Origin of the sequence: Pseudomonas sp. B33.4 (genome assembly GCF_034555375.1) — a bacterium.
Classification (GTDB): domain Bacteria; phylum Pseudomonadota; class Gammaproteobacteria; order Pseudomonadales; family Pseudomonadaceae; genus Aquipseudomonas.
Window position 1 is genome coordinate 725,192 of sequence record NZ_CP140706.1, and the last position, 18,353, is coordinate 743,544.

At 61.0% G+C, this 18,353-nt stretch carries 17 protein-coding genes; 13 read left to right on the forward strand and 4 right to left on the reverse strand.

The annotated features are described in order from the left end of the window. Positions 1-324: 324 nt before the first annotated feature. From U6037_RS03090 to U6037_RS03120, 7 genes are all read left to right on the forward strand, one after another. Entirely contained in the window at positions 325-1,392 is a 1,068-nt protein-coding gene (locus tag U6037_RS03090) for a DUF2333 family protein (protein WP_322845764.1), read from the forward strand. A 3-nt stretch (positions 1,393-1,395) separates the two neighbouring features. After that, positions 1,396-1,953, forward strand: coding sequence for an NUDIX hydrolase (locus U6037_RS03095; RefSeq protein WP_322845765.1), 558 nt, complete (start codon positions 1,396-1,398; stop codon positions 1,951-1,953). Positions 1,954-2,259: 306 nt separating this feature from the next. Further along, positions 2,260-2,631, forward strand: a complete 372-nt coding sequence (locus U6037_RS03100) for a translation initiation factor Sui1 (protein WP_242208439.1) — start codon at positions 2,260-2,262, stop codon at positions 2,629-2,631. A gap of 219 nt (positions 2,632-2,850) precedes the next feature. Further along, positions 2,851-4,764 (forward strand): arginine decarboxylase, encoded by a 1,914-nt coding sequence (speA, locus tag U6037_RS03105; protein WP_007914615.1) that lies wholly within the window; start codon positions 2,851-2,853, stop codon positions 4,762-4,764. Positions 4,765-4,996: 232 nt separating this feature from the next. Continuing rightward, the gene (locus U6037_RS03110; protein WP_322845766.1) at positions 4,997-6,334 is read left to right on the forward strand and encodes a type VI secretion system Vgr family protein; all 1,338 of its coding nucleotides are present in this window, start codon (positions 4,997-4,999) and stop codon (positions 6,332-6,334) included. Then, positions 6,331-7,125 (forward strand): DUF4123 domain-containing protein, encoded by a 795-nt coding sequence (locus tag U6037_RS03115; RefSeq protein ID WP_322845767.1) that lies wholly within the window; start codon positions 6,331-6,333, stop codon positions 7,123-7,125. Before U6037_RS03110 ends, U6037_RS03115 begins: the two co-directional genes overlap by 4 nt. Before the next feature lie 17 nt (positions 7,126-7,142). Continuing rightward, entirely contained in the window at positions 7,143-8,018 is an 876-nt protein-coding gene (locus tag U6037_RS03120) for an alpha/beta hydrolase (RefSeq protein ID WP_322845768.1), read from the forward strand. Here the strand turns inward: U6037_RS03120 and U6037_RS03125 are convergent. Both U6037_RS03125 and U6037_RS03130 read right to left on the reverse strand, forming a co-directional pair. Then, entirely contained in the window at positions 8,012-9,361 is a 1,350-nt protein-coding gene (locus tag U6037_RS03125) for an MATE family efflux transporter (protein WP_322845769.1), read from the reverse strand. The two genes, U6037_RS03120 and U6037_RS03125, sit on opposite strands and share 7 nt — an antisense overlap. 201 nt (positions 9,362-9,562) lie before the next feature. Next, a complete protein-coding gene (locus U6037_RS03130) occupies positions 9,563-9,856 on the reverse strand; it encodes a hypothetical protein (RefSeq protein WP_007914623.1) in 294 nt (97 codons plus the stop codon). Between the two features lie 245 nt (positions 9,857-10,101). Here U6037_RS03130 and U6037_RS03135 point away from each other — a divergent pair, with 245 nt between their 5' ends. The 5 genes from U6037_RS03135 to U6037_RS03155 all read left to right on the forward strand — a co-directional run bounded on the left by U6037_RS03135 (position 10,102) and on the right by U6037_RS03155 (position 14,594). Then, positions 10,102-10,404, forward strand: coding sequence for a MazG-like family protein (locus U6037_RS03135; protein WP_007914625.1), 303 nt, complete (start codon positions 10,102-10,104; stop codon positions 10,402-10,404). Next, positions 10,404-11,153: a methyltransferase gene (locus U6037_RS03140; RefSeq protein WP_322845770.1), complete on the forward strand. Its 750-nt coding sequence runs from the start codon at positions 10,404-10,406 to the stop codon at positions 11,151-11,153. The genes U6037_RS03135 and U6037_RS03140 overlap by 1 nt, the downstream gene beginning before the upstream one ends. A gap of 12 nt (positions 11,154-11,165) precedes the next feature. Then, a complete protein-coding gene (locus tag U6037_RS03145; protein ID WP_322845771.1) occupies positions 11,166-11,780 on the forward strand; it encodes a DUF4136 domain-containing protein in 615 nt (204 codons plus the stop codon). 54 nt (positions 11,781-11,834) lie between these two features. Further along, positions 11,835-12,392 (forward strand): DUF4136 domain-containing protein, encoded by a 558-nt coding sequence (locus tag U6037_RS03150; protein ID WP_322845772.1) that lies wholly within the window; start codon positions 11,835-11,837, stop codon positions 12,390-12,392. Between the two features lie 204 nt (positions 12,393-12,596). Beyond that, positions 12,597-14,594, forward strand: a complete 1,998-nt coding sequence (locus U6037_RS03155) for a pilus assembly protein TadG-related protein (RefSeq protein ID WP_322845773.1) — start codon at positions 12,597-12,599, stop codon at positions 14,592-14,594. Here U6037_RS03155 and U6037_RS03160 read toward each other — a convergent pair. After that, positions 14,591-17,344 (reverse strand): PAS domain-containing protein, encoded by a 2,754-nt coding sequence (locus U6037_RS03160; protein WP_322845774.1) that lies wholly within the window; start codon positions 17,342-17,344, stop codon positions 14,591-14,593. The genes U6037_RS03155 and U6037_RS03160 overlap by 4 nt on opposite strands. Beyond that, positions 17,341-17,784 carry a TadE/TadG family type IV pilus assembly protein gene (locus U6037_RS03165; RefSeq protein ID WP_242208428.1) on the reverse strand — a complete coding sequence of 148 codons (444 nt, stop codon included), beginning with the start codon at positions 17,782-17,784 and terminating at the stop codon, positions 17,341-17,343. The genes U6037_RS03160 and U6037_RS03165 overlap by 4 nt, the downstream gene beginning before the upstream one ends. A 75-nt stretch (positions 17,785-17,859) precedes the next feature. Between U6037_RS03165 and U6037_RS03170 the strand changes: the two genes are divergently transcribed. Further along, positions 17,860-18,330 (forward strand): A24 family peptidase, encoded by a 471-nt coding sequence (locus U6037_RS03170; RefSeq protein WP_322845775.1) that lies wholly within the window; start codon positions 17,860-17,862, stop codon positions 18,328-18,330. The last annotated feature ends 23 nt before the right edge of the window (positions 18,331-18,353 follow it).

An 18,353-nucleotide genomic window follows, 5' to 3' on the forward strand; every position in this document is an offset into this window, starting at 1 on the left:
TCAGTTTCTGACCGAGCGGTTTTGATTTCGACCTTGTCGTCGTTCAAACCCCCGTGGAACGGGCGCTCGCTGATTGATTGGGGCGATCTGGATGAGTTGTCAGTCGTAAGTTCATCCGCACGAAGAATGAGCTTTGCTAGGGTTTTCAATACTCTGCAACTCGATTGACTGAGGCGCAGGCATCGGGGATTCCCTTAGTTGGCATCGAAGCGTCATTCGCCCACATGATTTGCGGCTTATCTTTACGCGCGGGTGCCCGGCCTCGGCACGTTGTTGTATGGTTGTGGTCGAACCGTTGAACCCAAGATTTGAAAGGATATCGCCATGCTGGACTGGAAAAACCGCGCGGGCAGCGCGCCTGAACGAGCCGCCGAGCCCAAGTCGGCCACCCGCAGCTATGTTGGCGGGCTGCTCTTCAGTCGTGCCCTGGCCACGCTGATCGGCATTTATCTGCTGGTGACCATTGGCCTGGGCTGGTACTGGAGCCAGGAGCCGGCGTTGTTTCCGGTCGCGCAAAACGCCCAGATGGCTGCCGAGAAGGAAGGCAAACAGATGGTGATCGGCTACACCACCGTCGAAACCCTGAAGACCGTCGCCGGCACCTTGCTCAACAAGCCGGGCGGTTACATTTCCAATGACCGCTTCCCGCCTGGCCTGTGGATGGACAACACGCCAAGCTGGGAATACGGCGTGCTGGTGCAAGTGCGTGACCTGACCCGCGCGCTGCGCAAAGACTTCGCCCGCTCGCAATCACAGTCGGCTGAAGATGCCGATCTGGCCAAGGCCGAGCCGCGTTTCAACTTCGACAACAAAAGCTGGATCCTGCCGTCGAGTGAGTCGGAGTATCAGGAAGGGATCAACTCGCTGAGCCGCTATCAGGCGCGTCTGTCCGATCCTACCCAGAAAAACGCACTGTTCTATGCTCGAGCCGACAACCTGAACAACTGGCTCGGCGATGTCGGCACGCGCCTGGGCTCGTTGTCGCAACGCCTGTCGGCCAGTGTCGGTCGGGTCAAACTCAACACCGCGCTGAAAACCGAAACCCCGGCCATCGGCGAAGTGCCACAGGTTGACGAGGAAGTCGTCGAAACTCCGTGGATGCAAATCGACAATGTGTTCTACGAAGCACGCGGTCAGGCCTGGGCGCTGTCACACCTGCTGCGCGCCATCGAAGTCGACTTCGCCGATGTATTGGCGAAAAAGAACGCCACGGTCAGCGTGCGTCAGATCATCCGTGAGCTGGAAGCCTCGCAGGAACCCGTCTGGAGTCCTATGATCCTTAACGGCAGCGGCTTCGGCGTGCTGGCCAACCACTCGCTGGTCATGGCCAACTATATTTCCCGGGCCAACGCCGCTGTGATCGATTTGCGTCAACTGCTCAATCAGGGCTGATTCATGAGCCAGAACGCCAAAGAGGCGGCCCATCGCGCCGCCTCCGATGCAGAACAGATCGCCTGGGTCGACGAGCAGGACAACCTGCTCGGCGCTCTGGTGCGTGCCGATCTGCGCGAGCGCGGGCTCATTGGTCGCGGCACCTACATCATGTTGTTCAATTCCGCCGGCGACCTTTGCGTGCACCGGCGCACGTTGAGCAAGGCGATTTATCCCGGTTTCTGGGACGTCGCGGCGGGCGGCATGGTGCAGGCCGACGAGACTTACGCCGAATCGGCGGCCCGTGAGCTGGAGGAAGAGTTGGGCGTCAGCGGTGTCGAGCTGACTGCCCATGACCATTTCTACTTCGAAGACACCGGCAACCGTCTGTGGTGTTCGGCGTTTTCTGCCGTGTGGGACGGGCCGTTGAAACTGCAACCTGAAGAGGTGCTTGAAGCGCGCTTTATTCCGGTCGAGCAGGTCATGCGGGAAATTGCGCAAAAGCCTTATTGCCCGGACTCTCTGGCCGCGTTGAAGCGCTATCTGAAGGCGCAGCAAAGCGACGTCGCAAAGAACACATAAATTGGCGCCGATTGGCACTTAGCAAGTCGCTTTTTTGCCGTTACACTGCGCGACCTTTTCAAGCTGTACCGAATAGTTTGAGGTTGGCCTGCTGACCCACTGTAGGAGCTGCCGAAGGCTGCGATCTTTTGATCTTGTTTTTCAAGAGCAGGATCAAAAGATCGCAGCCTTCGGCAGCTCCTACAGGTCAGCAGTCTCGTCGCCAAATTCCGGTGCAGTAGCGCTGCCCCTGCCTGAGTGGGGCTTCGCGGTCGATGACCTTGCCCAAGGTCGCGATCAGTCTTTGTCCTCCCAAGAGGATTGCCGGTGGCCAAAAAAGCCGCATCCTTCGCCGCCTTAGGTGGCCTGGTATTTTCCACCGACGCAGGTCGTCATTGCCCGGAATGCAGTAAGCCGGTGGACGCCTGTATCTGCAAACAAACCGTGATCCCGGCCGGCGACGGTATTGCCCGCGTGCGACGCGAGAGCAAGGGCCGTGGCGGCAAAACGGTGACCACCATTACCGGCGTGCCACTGGCCGAAGAGGCGCTCAAAGAGTTGGCGACAACGTTGAAGAAACGTTGCGGCACCGGCGGCGCGTTGAAGGACGGCATCATCGAAATCCAGGGCGATCATGTCGAGCTACTCTTGGCAGAACTGATCAAGCACGGTTTCAAAGCGAAGAAGTCCGGCGGCTAGCAGCCTCTGTGAAAACCACCTGCGGCTTGATCCGGCTCTGCACAGTTGCAGATCCGGCGTCGTCTCCATGGTTTTCACAGAGCCTGTTCATGACCGGTTTCTAAACTCCACGCAGTCAGTGCGGTCTACCGCCGCGCTGACGAACCGTCATTTTCATACTTTAGACTGCGCCGACCTGAGATCAGGCGACGCACTATGACTTCTTTATAGGGGACTTCGATGTCCGTACGACGCACACGCAAAGACGATGGCAGCCAATGGACAGTTGCGGACAGCCGCAGTGTTTACGGGATTCGCCATTGGGGGGCCGGGTATTTCGCGATCAATGACGCCGGTCGCGTCGAAGTTCGTCCGAACGGCCCGAGCAGCTCGCCTATCGACCTGTTCGAGCAAGTCGACCAACTGCGCAAAAGCGGTTTGTCCCTGCCGTTGCTGGTTCGTTTTCCCGACATCCTGCAAGACCGTGTACGCCAGTTGACCGGCGCCTTCGATGCGAACATCGAACGTCTGGAATACCAGAGCAAGTACACCGCGCTGTACCCGATCAAGGTTAACCAGCAAGAAGCGGTGATCGAGAACATCATCGCCACCCAGGACGTTTCCATCGGTCTGGAAGCCGGCTCCAAGCCTGAACTGCTGGCCGTGCTGGCACTGGCGCCGAAGGGTGGCACCATCGTTTGCAACGGTTACAAGGATCGCGAGTTCATCCGTCTGGCACTGATGGGCCAGAAGCTCGGCCACAATGTGTTCATCGTCATCGAGAAAGAATCCGAAGTCGGCCTGGTGATCGAAGAAGCGGCTTCGCTCAAGGTCAAGCCACAGGTCGGCCTGCGCGTGCGTCTGTCGTCGCTGGCCTCGTCGAAGTGGGCGGACACCGGTGGCGAGAAGTCCAAATTTGGTCTGTCGGCGGCGCAACTGCTGTCGGTGGTCGAGCGTTTCCGCGCCGCCGGCCTGGATCAAGGCATCCGCCTGCTGCACTTCCACATGGGTTCGCAGATTGCCAACCTCGCTGATTATCAGCACGGCTTCAAGGAAGCGATCCGTTATTACGGCGAGCTGCGCAACCTCGGTCTGCCGGTCGACCACATCGACGTTGGTGGCGGTCTGGGCGTGGACTACGACGGTACGCACTCGCGCAACGCCAGCTCGATCAACTACGACATGGACGATTACGCCGGTGTCGTGGTCGGTATGCTCAAGGAGTTCTGCGATGCGCAGGCCCTGCCGCATCCGCACATCTTCTCCGAAAGCGGCCGCTCGCTGACCGCGCACCACGCGATGCTGGTGGTGCAGGTCACCGACGTCGAGAAGCACAACGACGAAATCCCGCAGATCGAAAACAAGGAAGCGCTGCCGGAGACCGTGCAGTGGCTGGTTGACCTGCTGGGCCCGACCGACATCGAAATGGTCACAGAAACCTACTGGCGCGCGACTCACTACATGAGCGACGTGGCCGCGCAATACGCCGACGGCAAACTGACCCTGGCCGAAAAAGCCTTGGCCGAGCAGTGCTACTTCGCCGTGTGCCGTCGCCTGCACAACTCGCTGAAAGCGCGTCAGCGTTCGCACCGTCAGGTGCTCGACGAACTCAACGACAAGCTGGCCGACAAGTACATCTGCAACTTCTCGGTGTTCCAGAGCCTGCCGGATACCTGGGCGATCGATCAGGTGCTGCCGATCATCCCGCTGCACCGTCTCGACGAAGAGCCGCTGCGCCGCGCGGTTCTGCAGGATCTGACCTGCGACTCCGACGGCAAGATCAACCAGTACGTCGACGAGCAGAGCATCGAAACCAGCCTGCCGGTACACGGTTTGAATGAAGGCGAAGACTACCTGCTGGGCGTGTTCCTCGTTGGCGCCTATCAGGAAATCCTCGGCGACATGCACAACCTGTTCGGTGACACCGACTCGGTGAACATCTACCAGAACGCCGATGGCAGCGTGTACCACGCCGGCATCGAGACCCACGACACCATTGAAGACATGCTGCGTTACGTGCACTTGTCGCCGGAAGAACTGATGACCCACTACCGCGACAAGTGCGCGAGTGCCCGCATCAGTGCCAGCGAGCGCACGCAATTTCTCGATGCCTTGCGTCTGGGCCTGACCCGCTCCTCCTACCTGTCTTCCTGAGTCCAGGTGCGATCTCCCCGGGTTGTCCGAATTTTTTCCGAAAGTGGTGGAAAATTCGCATGACCCGGTGGGACATCTCCCAAAATCTTCGCGAAAAGCTTGGCTGTCCTGGCCAGCAAAGTCATCCGGTCTGCTTTTCGCGTAGGTCATTTCCTAAGTTGTACTTCAGCTCTCTACTCGGCCATGGCTCTCGGCGAGAATCCCCGACCGCCCCTCCTGTAGAGATCCGCCCATGTTCGATCCAGTCAACGAGTCGTCGTTTCGTCTCGATGTAGCGGGCCTGTCCGACCCCTTCGAAGTCCTGGCCTTTACCGGTAGTGAAGCCCTCAGCGAATCCTTTGCGTTCGAGATCGATGTGTTGATCAACGATCCGCACCTGGATCTCGCCGGCCTGCTCTACCGTTCGGCATTCCTCTGTTTCGGGCCGTCAGGGGAGGGCGTGCACGGGCAATTGCAAAGCCTTGTCCAGCATGAGTACGGCGAAGGCTTGCGGTTGAGCCGGATCCGTCTGGGGCCAAAACTCGGTTGCCTTGCGCTGCGCTTCAGTCAGCGGATCTTCAGTGGCCGTTCGGTGCCGCAGATCATCGATCAGGTGCTCAAAGAGCACGGCATCGTCGCTGCCCAGCGCCGCTTTCAATTGCGTGGTGATTACCCGGCCCGGACGTTCTGCACGCAATACCGCGAGTCCGATCTGCAACTGCTTCAGCGCTTGTGCGCGCAAGCGCGGATTCACTATTACTTTGAACACGAGCGTGATCGGCATTGCCTGGTTTTCACTGACGATCCGGCGCACTTGCCATTGGCGGGCGCCGCGAGCTATCAGCGCGAGGATGACGGACATGATGCTTCTCCCGCGTTGCACCAATGGCAATTGCACAGTGCAATCCAGGTCAACTCGGCGGGTGTGCAACAGGCCGAAGGTCAGAGTGATCTGGCGACATTGCGCAGCGGTCATTGGTTGCGATTGGCCGGGCATCCCTTCGCCGAATGCAATCGCCCATGGTTGTTGACTCGCATTGAGCATCGCGCCGACCCGGCCCTCGAACCTGCTTACGCCAACCGCCTGTTCGGCGCGTTGCAACTGCCGAGTGCAGTGGCCACCGCGCCACCGCGCCAGCGCATGCACAGCCTGCAACGGGCCTGGGTGGTGGCGGTCGATGAACCACAACCCGATTGCTCGCGACCGGTAGCGGTGCAGTTTGACTGGCTCTATCAAGGCGAAGGCGCCGCGCCGAGTCACTGTTGGTTGCCGCTGGCGCCGTCTCTGCAGCAGACGCCAATCACGGCGCTGAGCGATGGTGTCGAGGTGGTAGTGAGTTTCTTTGAAGGCGACCCGGATCAGCCGATGATCAGCGGCGTCCTGCAGCCGCCACTCGCCGAGACCGACACGGGCGTTGCCCCGCCACTGCCCGACCGTCTGGTCAGTGACGGCTTGCAGCAATTGCTGGCGTCCGGTGAGCCGTTGCTGCTGCTGTGCCTGATCCCCGGTGGCGGCAGCTTCAGTCACTGCGCAGAGTCGGTGTGCAGTTGTCGACTGGTCACTGCGCTTGAACAGAGCGGCGCAACATGAGTGGCGCGGTGCATGAGCCCAGGGCGCAATGGCTGTTGCTCGATGGCCCGGATGCTCCACAGGCCTTGCTGATCTTGCGCCAGGCTTTTACCGGTGTGCCGCGCTTCGGTTTGTTCGAGGGTACCGAGTTTGCACCGGTGAGCGAGTACGGCCCGGTGTTGCTCGAGTTGCGCGATTACCCGGCGTTGGCCGCCTTGTGTCACAGCGATCCGGATACCTGGCGCGGGCTGTTGCTCGTCAGTGAGGCATCGGCGCAACAGTTGCTGGGCCACTTGCAACGCATGCTCACGGTGTCGTTTGGATTGAGTCATCGGGCCTTGCTCAGCTATTACAACCGGCAGACCGCGAGCTATTTCTTCGATGCCTGCGACGCCGCTGAATTGAGCCGCTGGCTCGGGCCGATCCGCCAGTTGCGCTGGTTCGGTGGCACCTGGGCGGACCGCGCGATTGGCAGTCAGGGCTGGCAGCAGCTGCGCAATCCGGGACTTGCCGTCGAGCCGCTGAGCATCGAAGAAAGCCTGACCCGGCGCCAGCGCGAACGCTTGCAAACCTGCCTGCTGGAGCAGCATATCTGGCGCTGGTGCCAATCATTGGGAACCGATTACGCAACGATGTCCTCCCATGTCCAACAGGGGCTGGCGCTGGGGTTCAGTGACCGCACCGTGCTCGATGGCTGGTTATGGCTACGCTTGCTGCATCCGCGTGCCGTACTGGTGCCGCCGCCGGTGGGGCTGACCCAGCAACAACGGCTCGACCATGTGCGGCGTCAATGGCGCGGCGATCAGCTCTGAGGCGAGGTTCGGCGCGTATGACACGGTTATTCCGGCAAGGGTTCGTTGCAGTGATCGGCAGTGTGTTGCTGTTGGCGCTGGGCGGATGTTCGCCGGTGCAATTGCTCAATGCGCTGACCCCGGACAGCACGTACGACAAGAAGGCGGGCATCGCTTATGGTGACGATCCGCGGCAGAAGCTCGATGTGTACGTGCCGCATCAGCCGATGCCGGGCGCACCGGTGGTGGTGTTTTTCTATGGCGGCAGCTGGAACAGCGGTTCGCGCGTCGACTACCGCTTTGTCGGTGAAGCGTTGGCGTCCAAGGGGATTGTCACGGTGGTGGCGGATTACCGCTTGTATCCGCAGGTGCGCTATCCGCTGTTTCTGCAGGACGGCGCGCGAGCGGTGGCGTGGACCAAAGCGCATATCCACGAATTTTCCGGCAACCCGCAGCGCTTGTATCTGATGGGCCACAGCTCCGGCGGATACAACGCGGCGATGCTCGCGCTGGATGACGAATGGCTCGCAGCGGTGGGCATGTCGCCCAGGGATCTGCAGGGCTGGATTGGTCTCGCCGGTCCTTATGACTTTCTGCCGATCAAGAATCCCGAGGTGCGTCCGGTGTTCTTCTGGCCGGACTCACCGCCGCAATCGCAGCCGATCAACCATGTCCATCGTGGCGCACCGCCGGCCCTGTTGATTGCGGCAAGCAAAGATGATCTGGTCAACCCGACACGCAACACCGGCGGTCTCGCCAGCAAGCTGCGCGCGGCCGGGGTGCCAGCGCAGGATTTGTATTACTCGCGGCCGAGCCACATAACCCTGGTGGCGACCCTGTCGCGTCCGTTACGGCGTCTGGCGCCAGTGCTCGATCAGGTCGTCGGGTTTATCGCGCACACGCCGACTCAGTGAGCGGCGCCGCTGAACCAGCCATCATTGCGTTTGAGCCACCAGGCTTGTGCGCCGAGGGTCAGGCTGCGCAGGACCATGAACAGCAGAAAAGATATCCACAGCCCGTGATTGCCCAGACCTTGCAGCGCCCAGGCGAACGGCATTAACAGCACCACAGTGATCAGCATGCCGTTGCGCATTTCACGGGCGCGGGTGGCGCCAATGAACAGACCGTCGAGCAAGTAACTCCAGACCGCAATCAATGGCAGCACGGCGAGGTAGGGCAGGTAGACGAACGCGGTGTCGCGCACGCTCTGGATATCGGTCTGCATCTCGATGAACAGGTGCCCGGCGAGCAGAAACAGCGCGGCAAATCCGAGGCTGGCGATCAGCGACCAGCCGCCGGCCACCACCAGCGAACGACGCAAGGCCAGACGATCGCGGGCGCCGATGGCGTGTCCGCACAGGGCTTCGACGGCGTGGGCCAGACCGTCCAGCGCATGCGCCGTCAACAGCAAGCCATTGAGCAGCAGCGCGTTGGCAGCCACCGTCGAATCGCCCAGCCGCGCGCCTTGCACGGTGATCAGGAAAAACACCGATTGCAACGCCAGGCTACGGATGAAGATGTCGCGGTTGACCGCCAGCAATGGCCGCCAACTTTGCCAGACCTTCAACGCCGCCCAGATGATGTGTCCCGGATACGCGCGCAGTGCCTTGCGGGTCAGCAGCAGGCCGAGCAGGGCGCCGCTCCATTCGGCGATTACTGAAGCCCGCGCCGAACCGACCACGCCCCAGTCCAGACCGATGACAAACCACAGATTGAGGGCGATGTTGATCAGATTGGTGGTCAGCAGAATTGCCAGCGGCGCTCGGGCGTTTTGCGTACCGAGGAACCAGCCGACCAGCGCGTAACTGGCCAGCGCGGCGGGCAGGCCGAACAGTCGTGTGTGAAAGAAATCCCGTGTGAGCTGATCCAGTTCCGCCGACGGTTGCATGAAGTGCAGCGCTATCCCGCTCAGCGGCACGCCCAAAGTGCCCAACACCAGCGCCAGTCCCATCGCCAGCAGCAAACCCTGCAACAGAATCTGCCGCAACGCTGCACCGTCGCTGCGCCCGGCGGCTTGCGCAGCAAACCCGGTGGTGCCCATGCGCAGAAAACCCATGGCCCAGGCCAGAAAGGTGTACAGGCTGGCACCGACCGCCACCGCGCCCAATTGATGGGCGTGGGGCAAGTGGCCAATGACAGTGCTGTCGACCAGCGCCACCAGCGGCACGGAAATATTGGACAGAATCATGGGCGCGGCGAGAGCCCAGACCTTGCGGTGTGTCGGGCGGTCGCGCCAGTCGGCGATCAGAGTGGACATGCGGGCTCCTTGGGGGAGCGGCATTGTAGCGGTAGAAGCCACCCTCACCCCAGCCCTCTCCCGGAGGGAGAGGGAGCCGACCTCTGGCGTTTTCAAAACCTGAGTTCGACTCGGTATCGCAAGTCGGCGTATTTCTGCAAAACACCCCGGTCAGTCCCCTCTCCCTCCGGGAGAGGGCTAGGGTGAGGGGGCTCTAAAGGGTTAATGAATAATCCAGCTCAACAACCACAACCCCAGCAACAACCAGATAATCCCGGCAATGATCGACGCATTCATGAACGCGCGAATCGCCGACCACAACAGCATCAGCCCGACGATGAGCGCGATGATGCTGATGATCGACGTGTCCATGCCCAGCGTCTTCGCCAGTCCATCGACAAAGTTGCCACCGGCATTGCTCAAAATGTTGAACAGGCCGCTGAGGCCATCGACGATAAAGCGGATGACCGAACCGAGCGCCTGGCCGAGCCATTCGAAAAAGCTTTCTACCTGCATATGTGCATCCTGATGAAAGGGCTGAGCCTTGGGCCACAACGCCGGTGGCCGAGTTCCCTGCATGATAGAAGGTTTGCACCAATTCTGTGTGGGAGCGAGCCTGCTCGCGAATACGGTGGATCAGATAACTGATGGGTTAAATGACACACCGCTTTCGCGAGCAGGCTCGCTCCCACATTAGATCACCTGCGCCGCTTGCCTTTGGTGGGTATCCCCCCGAAGCTATACGCCTTCAGGAGAGCCCGATGAACCTTGTTGAACTGACCGAACGCCTGCACGCCATTCGCGACCGCAATGACTGGCGGCAATTTCACAGCCCGAAAAACCTCGCCATGGCGGCCAGTGTCGAGATGTCCGAGCTGGTGGAAATCTTCCAGTGGCTGACAGAAGACCAGTCGCGCCAGTTGCCCGCTGACAAACTCGCCCATGCCGGGCAGGAAGTCGGCGATATCGTCCTGTATCTGTTGCTGCTGTGCAGCGAGTTGGGGCTGGACATGAATGAAGTGGTGCGCGCCAAGCTCGCCGACAGCGAACGGCGGTTCAGCTGATGAGCGACCGGCATTTCGATCAGTTGGCGACGCGGTTCGCCGAAAAAATCTACGGCGGCGCCAAAGGCGCGATTCGTCTCGCGGTGTTACAGGCTGACCTGGCCGAAGCGCTGCCGGATCGTCCGTTGCGCGTCCTCGACATTGGCGGCGGCCTCGGCCACATGTCGCTGTGGCTGGCCGAACGCGGTCACGAGGTGACCTTCACCGAGCCGGCCGCACCGATGCTCGAAGGCGCGCGCCAGCGTTTCGCCGAAGCCGGGCAGACCGCGACATTCATTCAGGCGCCATGGCAGGAACTGCTCGGCCAGCTCACCGAACCTTACGATCTGGTGATCTGCCACGCCGTACTGGAATGGCTCGCCGAACCCCACGCGATCCTGCCAGTGCTGCATCAACTGACCAAACCCGGTGGCTGGTTGTCGCTGGCGTTCTACAACCGTGATGCGCTGATCTATCGCAACCTGCTCAAAGGCCATTTCAAGAAAATGCGCAAGAACGTCATGGCCGGCGAAAAGCAGAGCCTGACTCCGCAACAGCCGCTGGACCCACGGGAATTGGCAACGCAACTCGACGGCTTGTGGCAGGTCGAAACCCAGAGCGGCATCCGGGTTTTCCACGATTACATGCCAGTGGAATTCCAGGCCCGCGCCGAACTCGTCGATTTGCTCGAGATGGAGCTCGCTCACCGTCGTCACCCAAGCTTCGCCGGGCTTGGGCGTTACTTGCACTGGATCTGCCGGCCGATCTGATCGGAGCGCGACATGAAAGCTCAATCCGGGTTACTGCTGATGTGTCTGGGCTTGGCTGCTTGCCAGAGCAGCAACCCGTACGTGGCGCAGTCGCGACCCTTGCCACCGGCGCCGCCGCAAGCGGCCACCACCTTCGACCGCAGCGCGTATCCGGCGCCGCCGCGTGATTATGGACGCTATCGCAGCTGGGCCTGGCTCAACGGGCAATTACCGCCGGGCACGGCCTGGGCCGATTCGGCGCAAGTGGCCGAAGCGGTGAGCAATGCGCTGGATCAGCGCGGCTTGCGCCCATTGCACGACAATCACCCGGCCGACCTGTTGGTCAGCGCCAATTTGCGTCTGGAAACCCGCTTGCGTCAGGTCCAGGACGACTATGGTTATTACGGCGGTGGATACGGTGGCTATGATCGATATGGTCGCGGTTACGGCATGTACAACTCGGTGCCGATCGTACGCACCTATTCCGAGCAAGTCGTGGTGGTGCAGGTTGATCTGTTCGATGCCGGTACGGGTCAACCGGTCTGGAGTGCCAGTGCCGAAACCGCGAACAAGGGCAGCGAAATCGATCGCACCGATTCGATCCGCGAGGCTGTGGAAAAGGCCATGTCGGCGTATCCTCCCGGTTAGCTTCCCGCAAATGACAAGCTCTAGCAGGTTCATGTCTTCAACTGGAGAAAAACCATGTTCCGCCGTCTCGCTTTACTGGCCATGGCCGTGCTGCTCAGCGCCTGCGCCGCCAACCAGGTCAACCATGACTTTGATGCCAGCCGCGACTTTGCCGCCTATCGCAGCTGGAGCTGGAAAGACCCCGCCCTGCAATACCGCCCCGATGATCCACGGATCAAGAGTGACCTGACCGAACAGCGCATCAGCCAGGCTGTGGCCGATCAGCTCGACCAGCGCGGTTTGCGTCCTGCGGCGGCGGGCGCCAAGGGTGATTTGAATGTGCAGACTTACCTGATTGTCGAGGATCGTCAGCAGCAAGTGACGACCAACTACGGCGGCGGCTGGGGCGGCCCGTGGAACGGCTACTGGGGCGCGCCGATGTACAACGAAACGCGCAACATCACCTACAAGGTCGCGACCATCCAGATCGACCTGCTCGACGGCAAGGACGGCAAACTGGTGTGGCGCGGCAGCGATGAGCAGATGCTCGCCAGCAAGCCGAATCCCGAAGATCGCAGCAATGCCATTCGTGAGACCGTCGGACGGATTCTGGCCAACTATCCACCGCGTTGAATCTGTTCAGAAAAAACGGGAGCTCCTGAGCTCCCATTTTTTTGCCCTGTGACGACCCCCGGTAGGAGCTGCCGAAGGCTGCGATCTTTTGATTTTGCTTTTTAGAGGCGAAGATCAAAAGATCGCAGCCTTCGGCAGCTCCTACGGGGGATTGCGCGTCTACACTCAGTTGCACTAATGGAGCTAGCGGCAAAGGAGTGCGCCATGTCGCCTCGTTCGCGATTCAACGGCCCGGCCCGCCAGCGCGGGGCGATCGGCTTGATGGCGGCGGCCACCCTCAGTCTGGCGGTGGTGATGATGTTGCTGGTGGTCGACACCGGCCGTTTGTACATGGAACAGCGCAAGCTGCAGCGGGTGGTGGACAACGCCGCCCTCGAAGCCGTCAGTCGTGGCGGCAATTGCCTGCCGGGTCTGAGCGCCGCCAGTTACGCCGGGCAGAGCGCCGTGCGCAATGGCTACATTGTCGATGCTGGCAACACCCTCGCTACCACGTGCGGCACCTTGGTCACGCCAGCCTCCGGCGTGCGCACGTTTGCAGTGGATGCCACGCAAGCGGCCGCGGTCAAAGTCGTCGCCAGTCGCACCGTGACCACCAGTTTTGCTGGCGGCGTACAGGCCTTGTTCAGTGGTACACCGGTCAGTCTCAATACCACGCTCAATGCCTCGGCGGTGGCCGCCAAACCGCAGCCGACGGTGGCGCAACTGAATATCCGCAGCACCCTGGGCAGCATCGATACGGCGCAGTCGAACATCCTCAATCCGCTGTTTTCCGGGCTGCTCGGCGGTAACGTCAACCTCACGGCGCTGGGCTGGGATGGCCTGCTGAACACTGACATCAACCTGCTCAAATACCTTGATCAACTGGCGATCAATCTCAACGTCGCGGCGGGCAATTACACGCAATTACTCAACACTCAGGCCACGGTGACGCAACTGATTCAAGCGGCGGCGACGGTGGTGCAACTCAATGGCGCGACCGCGCAGGTGATCACTGCGCTGGGCCAATTGCAGGTGGCAGCGATCAACGCGGCGCCGGTCAAACTGGGCGACATCCTGCAACTGCAGACCGGCACCACAGCAGCAGGGCTGGACGCCAATCTGCAATTGCTGCAGCTGATTCAGGGCGTGGTGCAACTGGCCAACAGCAAAAGTGCGGTGGCGGCGACGTTGCCGATCAGTGTGCTGGGGCTGGCGAATGTCACGGTGCGGGTGAAAGTGATCGAGCCGCCGCAGTTCTCTGCGATTGGCGATCCGGCGCGGGCCAAGGCCAATCCGACCGGGGTGGACCGGATTTATGTCCGAACCGCGCAGATCCGCACATTGGTGTCCGTCAGTCTACCGGCACTCAGCGGCGTCACCGGGCTGACCAATGCCGTGCTGGGGCTGGTCGGCGGATTAACCCCGACCCTCAATGCACTGCTGAGTCTGAATCTGGTCAGTACGCTCAACTCGGTCCTGTGCCTGTTGGGCGCCGGTTGCGAGCAACTTGATCCGCAATTGCTGCCCTCACCGCAAATCGACATCAGCCTGGATGCCGGTGGCGCCAAGAGTTATGTCACCGATTACAGCTGTCCGACGGGCATCACCGGCACCAAGAGCCTGACTGCGCATACCATCACGTCCATCGCTGACTTGAAGCTCGGCAAGATCGATCCGACCAATGCCTTTTCTTCGGCGGCCGAACCCACGGTGGCACCCTTGGCGCTGATCGATCTGGGGATCGTCACCTGTCACAAAATCCTGCTGCTCGGCACCTGTGATCCTGCCACCCATGTTCCTTTCGGCGCGGGAGGCATCGGCATCATGCTCGACACCAGCGTCGGACAAAATTCCCAGGATCTGCTGTTCTCCAGCAGCACGCCGTTCGCCACCCCGGCCAACCTCAAACTGCCACCGAGCATCTTGCCGGCAGCGCCAACCAGCAACATCGTCGGCAGCCTGTCGAGCACCCTCGCGGGCATCAACCTGATCGTCTACAAACCGCAGGGCAGCAATCCATTGGGTGCCATCGTCACTGGCGTTGCCTCGTTGATCAGCGATGTCACCAACCGATTGTTGCCCGTGGTGACCGGGGCACTTAGTCCGTTGCTCGACCCGCTGCTGAACAACCTGCTCAAAGGTTTGGGTATCAACCTGATGGACGTCGACGTTGGCGCCAACATGACTTGCGGCCAGACCGGCAAGGCTTATCTGGTGATCTAGGCGTCCACGGCAACCGGCAACTCGATGCAGAACCGCGCGCCCTGCGCCGAATTGCGCACGCTCAACTGGCCACCCATGTTGTCGATAATGCCGTAGCTCACCGACAGCCCCAGCCCGGTGCCGACGCCGATCGGTTTGGTGGTGAAGAACGGCTCGAAGATCCGCTCCAGCAGACGCGGATCGATACCGCCGCCGTTGTCCTCGACCCACAACCGTACGCTCTGTTCATCGCGCTCGGCATAAATCGAGATCCACGGTTTGAAAGATGAGTCCTTCTCGCGTTTGCTCAACAAGGCGTCGCGCGCGTTGACCATCAGGTTGATCAGCACTTGTTCAAGCTGATCGACATAGCCGCGCACTTGCACTTCGAATCCGGTCTCGCTGATGCGCAAATCCACACCTTTGCCGCGCATGCCTTCGGCCAGCAGCGACAGCGTGCCTTCAATGGCCGAGGCCGGATTGAACAGTTGCTGCTCGATCTCCGAACGCCGGCCAAACACGCGCATGTGATCGACCACTTTCGCGGCGCGCTGCACCTGTGCGTCGATGCGATTGAGTTTGTCGGTCAGGTAATCGATCTGTACGTCGCCGTTGCTCAGGCGCTTGAGCACATTGACGATGGCCATGCGCATCACGTTCAGCGGCTGATTGATTTCGTGGGCCAGGCCGGTGGCCATTTCACCGAGGGTGGCCATTTTCGCGCTTTGCGTGAGCTGTTGCTGCGAGCGGCGCACCTCGGTGTTGTCGCGGCCCACCGCTTGCACTTCGATCAATTGGCCCTGCTCGTCGAACACGCCGCGATCGGACCACACCCACCAGGCGTGTTCGCGGCCGGGCAACTGCAAGCTGATTTCGGCGGTGCTCACCGGTTGCTCTGCGGTCAGCGAAGCGAGGCGCTGGACGAAGGCGGCACGTTGTTCGTCGGACATCCAGCTACCCAGATCGACCCCCGGCAACTCTTCCGGGGTGCATTCCAGATAGGTCGCCAACGGGCGGTTGCCGAAAGTCAGCGTCAGGTCCGGACGGTAGCGACAGATCATCGCTGGCGAGTCCTCCACCAGAATCCGGTAGCGTTCTTCACTCTTTTTCACCTGTTCGGCAGCCAGGGTCGCTTCGGTGACGTCCAGCCACAACCCGACCGCCTCCACCGGCAGGCCGAGGTCATTGCGCAGCAGTTTGGCTTCATCAAGCAGCCAGTGATATTCGCCGCGTCGGTCGCGCAGTCGATAACGCGTGCGCACTGAGCCTTCACGCAGCAATTGGCGGCTGCGGGCGAAATACAGGTCGCGGTCTTCAGGGTGGATCATCTCGACCAACGCGCCGTCGCCACAGTCCTCAAGGCTCCAGCCCAGCAAGGGTTGCAGACTGGCACTGAAGAACGCCGGAATCAGCGCGCCTTCGTGGTAGTGCTGGACGTAAATCACCGCCGGTGAACTGGCGATCAGGTTGTCGAGCCGTGCATGTGCCGCAGCAGCGCGTTGTTGCTGGTTCTGGATGTCGCTGATATCGAGCATGAAACCGACTCGCCGGCGGTGCTCGCCGTGGCCAATCACTTGGCCCTGTACGCGATACCACGTGGGCGTCTGCTCGTTATTACCACCGTGCAGGCGCACCGATAACGTCAGGGCTTCACCCTGTTGCTGCAAGGCTTGGAGGCGGCTGCGCAACTCGTCGCGATCGGCGGGATGGATCTGTGCCAGCCAGTCTTCCAGCGCCAGCCCATCATTGTTCAGTTGCAGGGACGCAGCCAGCGCGGGCGCCAGTTGGATGTTGTCGTTGCCTGCGGGGATCTCCCACCAGCCGGTCCCAAGCAGGGTTTGCAGCGCTTCGATGCGTTCCAGTTGCAGGTGATGTTGCTGTTCGCGCAGGCGCCCGAGCAACGGCCCGGCCAGCGCGGCGAGCAGCGCTATCCAGTCGCGCTCGGTCAGGTAGGGCGCGGCGCTGTCCACGGGATAAAAGCCGCAGAGCAGCCAGGCCACCACGCCGCGTTCATCGCTGTACGGCACGGCGAAACCTTCGGCATTGCCAAACAGAGCCTGCACCCGTGAATGTTCGTCGAGACCATGGTGCGCGCCGACGCGCTGTGGCGCGGCACCGTTCAGGCTGTCCAGCGGCGTGCCCAGACGCTGACCGTCATGCCACAGGGTCGGTGCATCGTGGGCGCGATATTGCTGAAAAATCTGCCAGCCCTGTTCTTCATCATCAAGCAAAGCCAGCGCCAGACAGGGGATGTGCCCGTGTTGCGCAATCACCTGCAATTGTTCGCTGACGATCACCGGCAAACGCACTTGGCTGCAGGCGCGTACCTGTTCGCTGACCTGCCCGGCGATCAATTGGCAGGCGTCACGCTGGCGCGATTGTTGGCGTTCGAGCAGCAAATCAGCGATGTCGATCAACTGCATCAGCCAGCCGTCGCCCAACGGCTGTACCCAGCCCCGCAGGTGCACGGTTTGCTCTCCCAGACCGAAGAAGTCGAGGTCAAGCAATAGCCCCTGCCATTCCCTCGGCCTGCCTTCGACGGTGAGTGTGCTGTGGGGCAACAGATAGGCGCTCAATGGCAAGGGCTGATTGTGGGGTTTGTGCTGCGCCAGCAGATGACGTAACGGGCCAGCAATGTGCAGCACGCCAGCGTCGTCGTTCAGGTACAGGTGCAAGCCTGTTGCGGGTGAGCCGAGTGGGTCGGGCAACTCGTGGGCGGCGGGCGGTGTGCGTTTGAGCAGGCGCCCGAAGAGCTTGTCCCCCGAGGTCAAAATTGCAGACTCGAGGTGGCGGTCAGGTAGGGCGGCAGATTGGGCACTGTGCCGATGCCCGGCAGCACCAGAAACGGCATGACCTGATTGAGTTTGCTGACCGGATAATTCACTTGCACCGTCAGCAGGCCCGACGCGCTGTACTGGACGCTGGTGTCAACGCCGATCACCAGGTTGAAGATCGGCCGGATCCACGACAATTGCTGGGTCAGGGTGGCGTTAGCGGTGTTGATCACCACTGTTGAATAATTAGGTGTGTTGGGGTCGACCGCGACGCTGCGGCGCACCGCTTCGGACGTGGCCTGATTGAACGATTGCATCATCACCAACGGCAGGCTGTAGCTGACCAGACCGTAGAACACGGCGAAAAAGACGATGAACACCAAGGCGAACTCGATCGCCACCGCACCTTTTTGCGACTTCCGAAAGCCGGTTTTCATGAGTGCGTCTACCCTGACTGTCACTGCGTAGTATCAGCATAGAATCATTCAGCAAAAACGGACGGTTTTTACCGGATGCACAGTTTTATCCTCCTGATCTGGCTGGTGCTGTGCGCGGCGCAAGACGCCCGCCAGCGCCGCATTGCCAATGCTCTGACCCTCGGCGTTGCCGCGCTGGCGCTGATCTGGCTGTGGTGGACCGGCAGCACCTGGCTGGGCGCGGAAGCGGCGCAGGGCGGCTGGGCCTGCCTGATTGCGCTGGCACTGACCCTGCCGGGTTTTTTCATGGGCCGCATGGGCGCCGGCGATGTGAAATTAATGACAGCTCTGGGGCTTGCGACGGACGGTCTGTTCATTCTTGGCGTATTTATTGGTGCAGGGCTCGCCAGCGTGGTCTGGATGCTGCTGGCGCCAAGAGTCTGGCTTCATATGAGTCAAGGGCTTAGAGAGCGTCTGCGATATCTGGGGCCAACTATGTCAAAAAAGCTGCCATTTGCACCGTTTGTGCTGGTTGGGACGCTGCTGGTCCTGCTTTGGATCCATTAGTCGCCAAGCGCCACTAGTCCTAT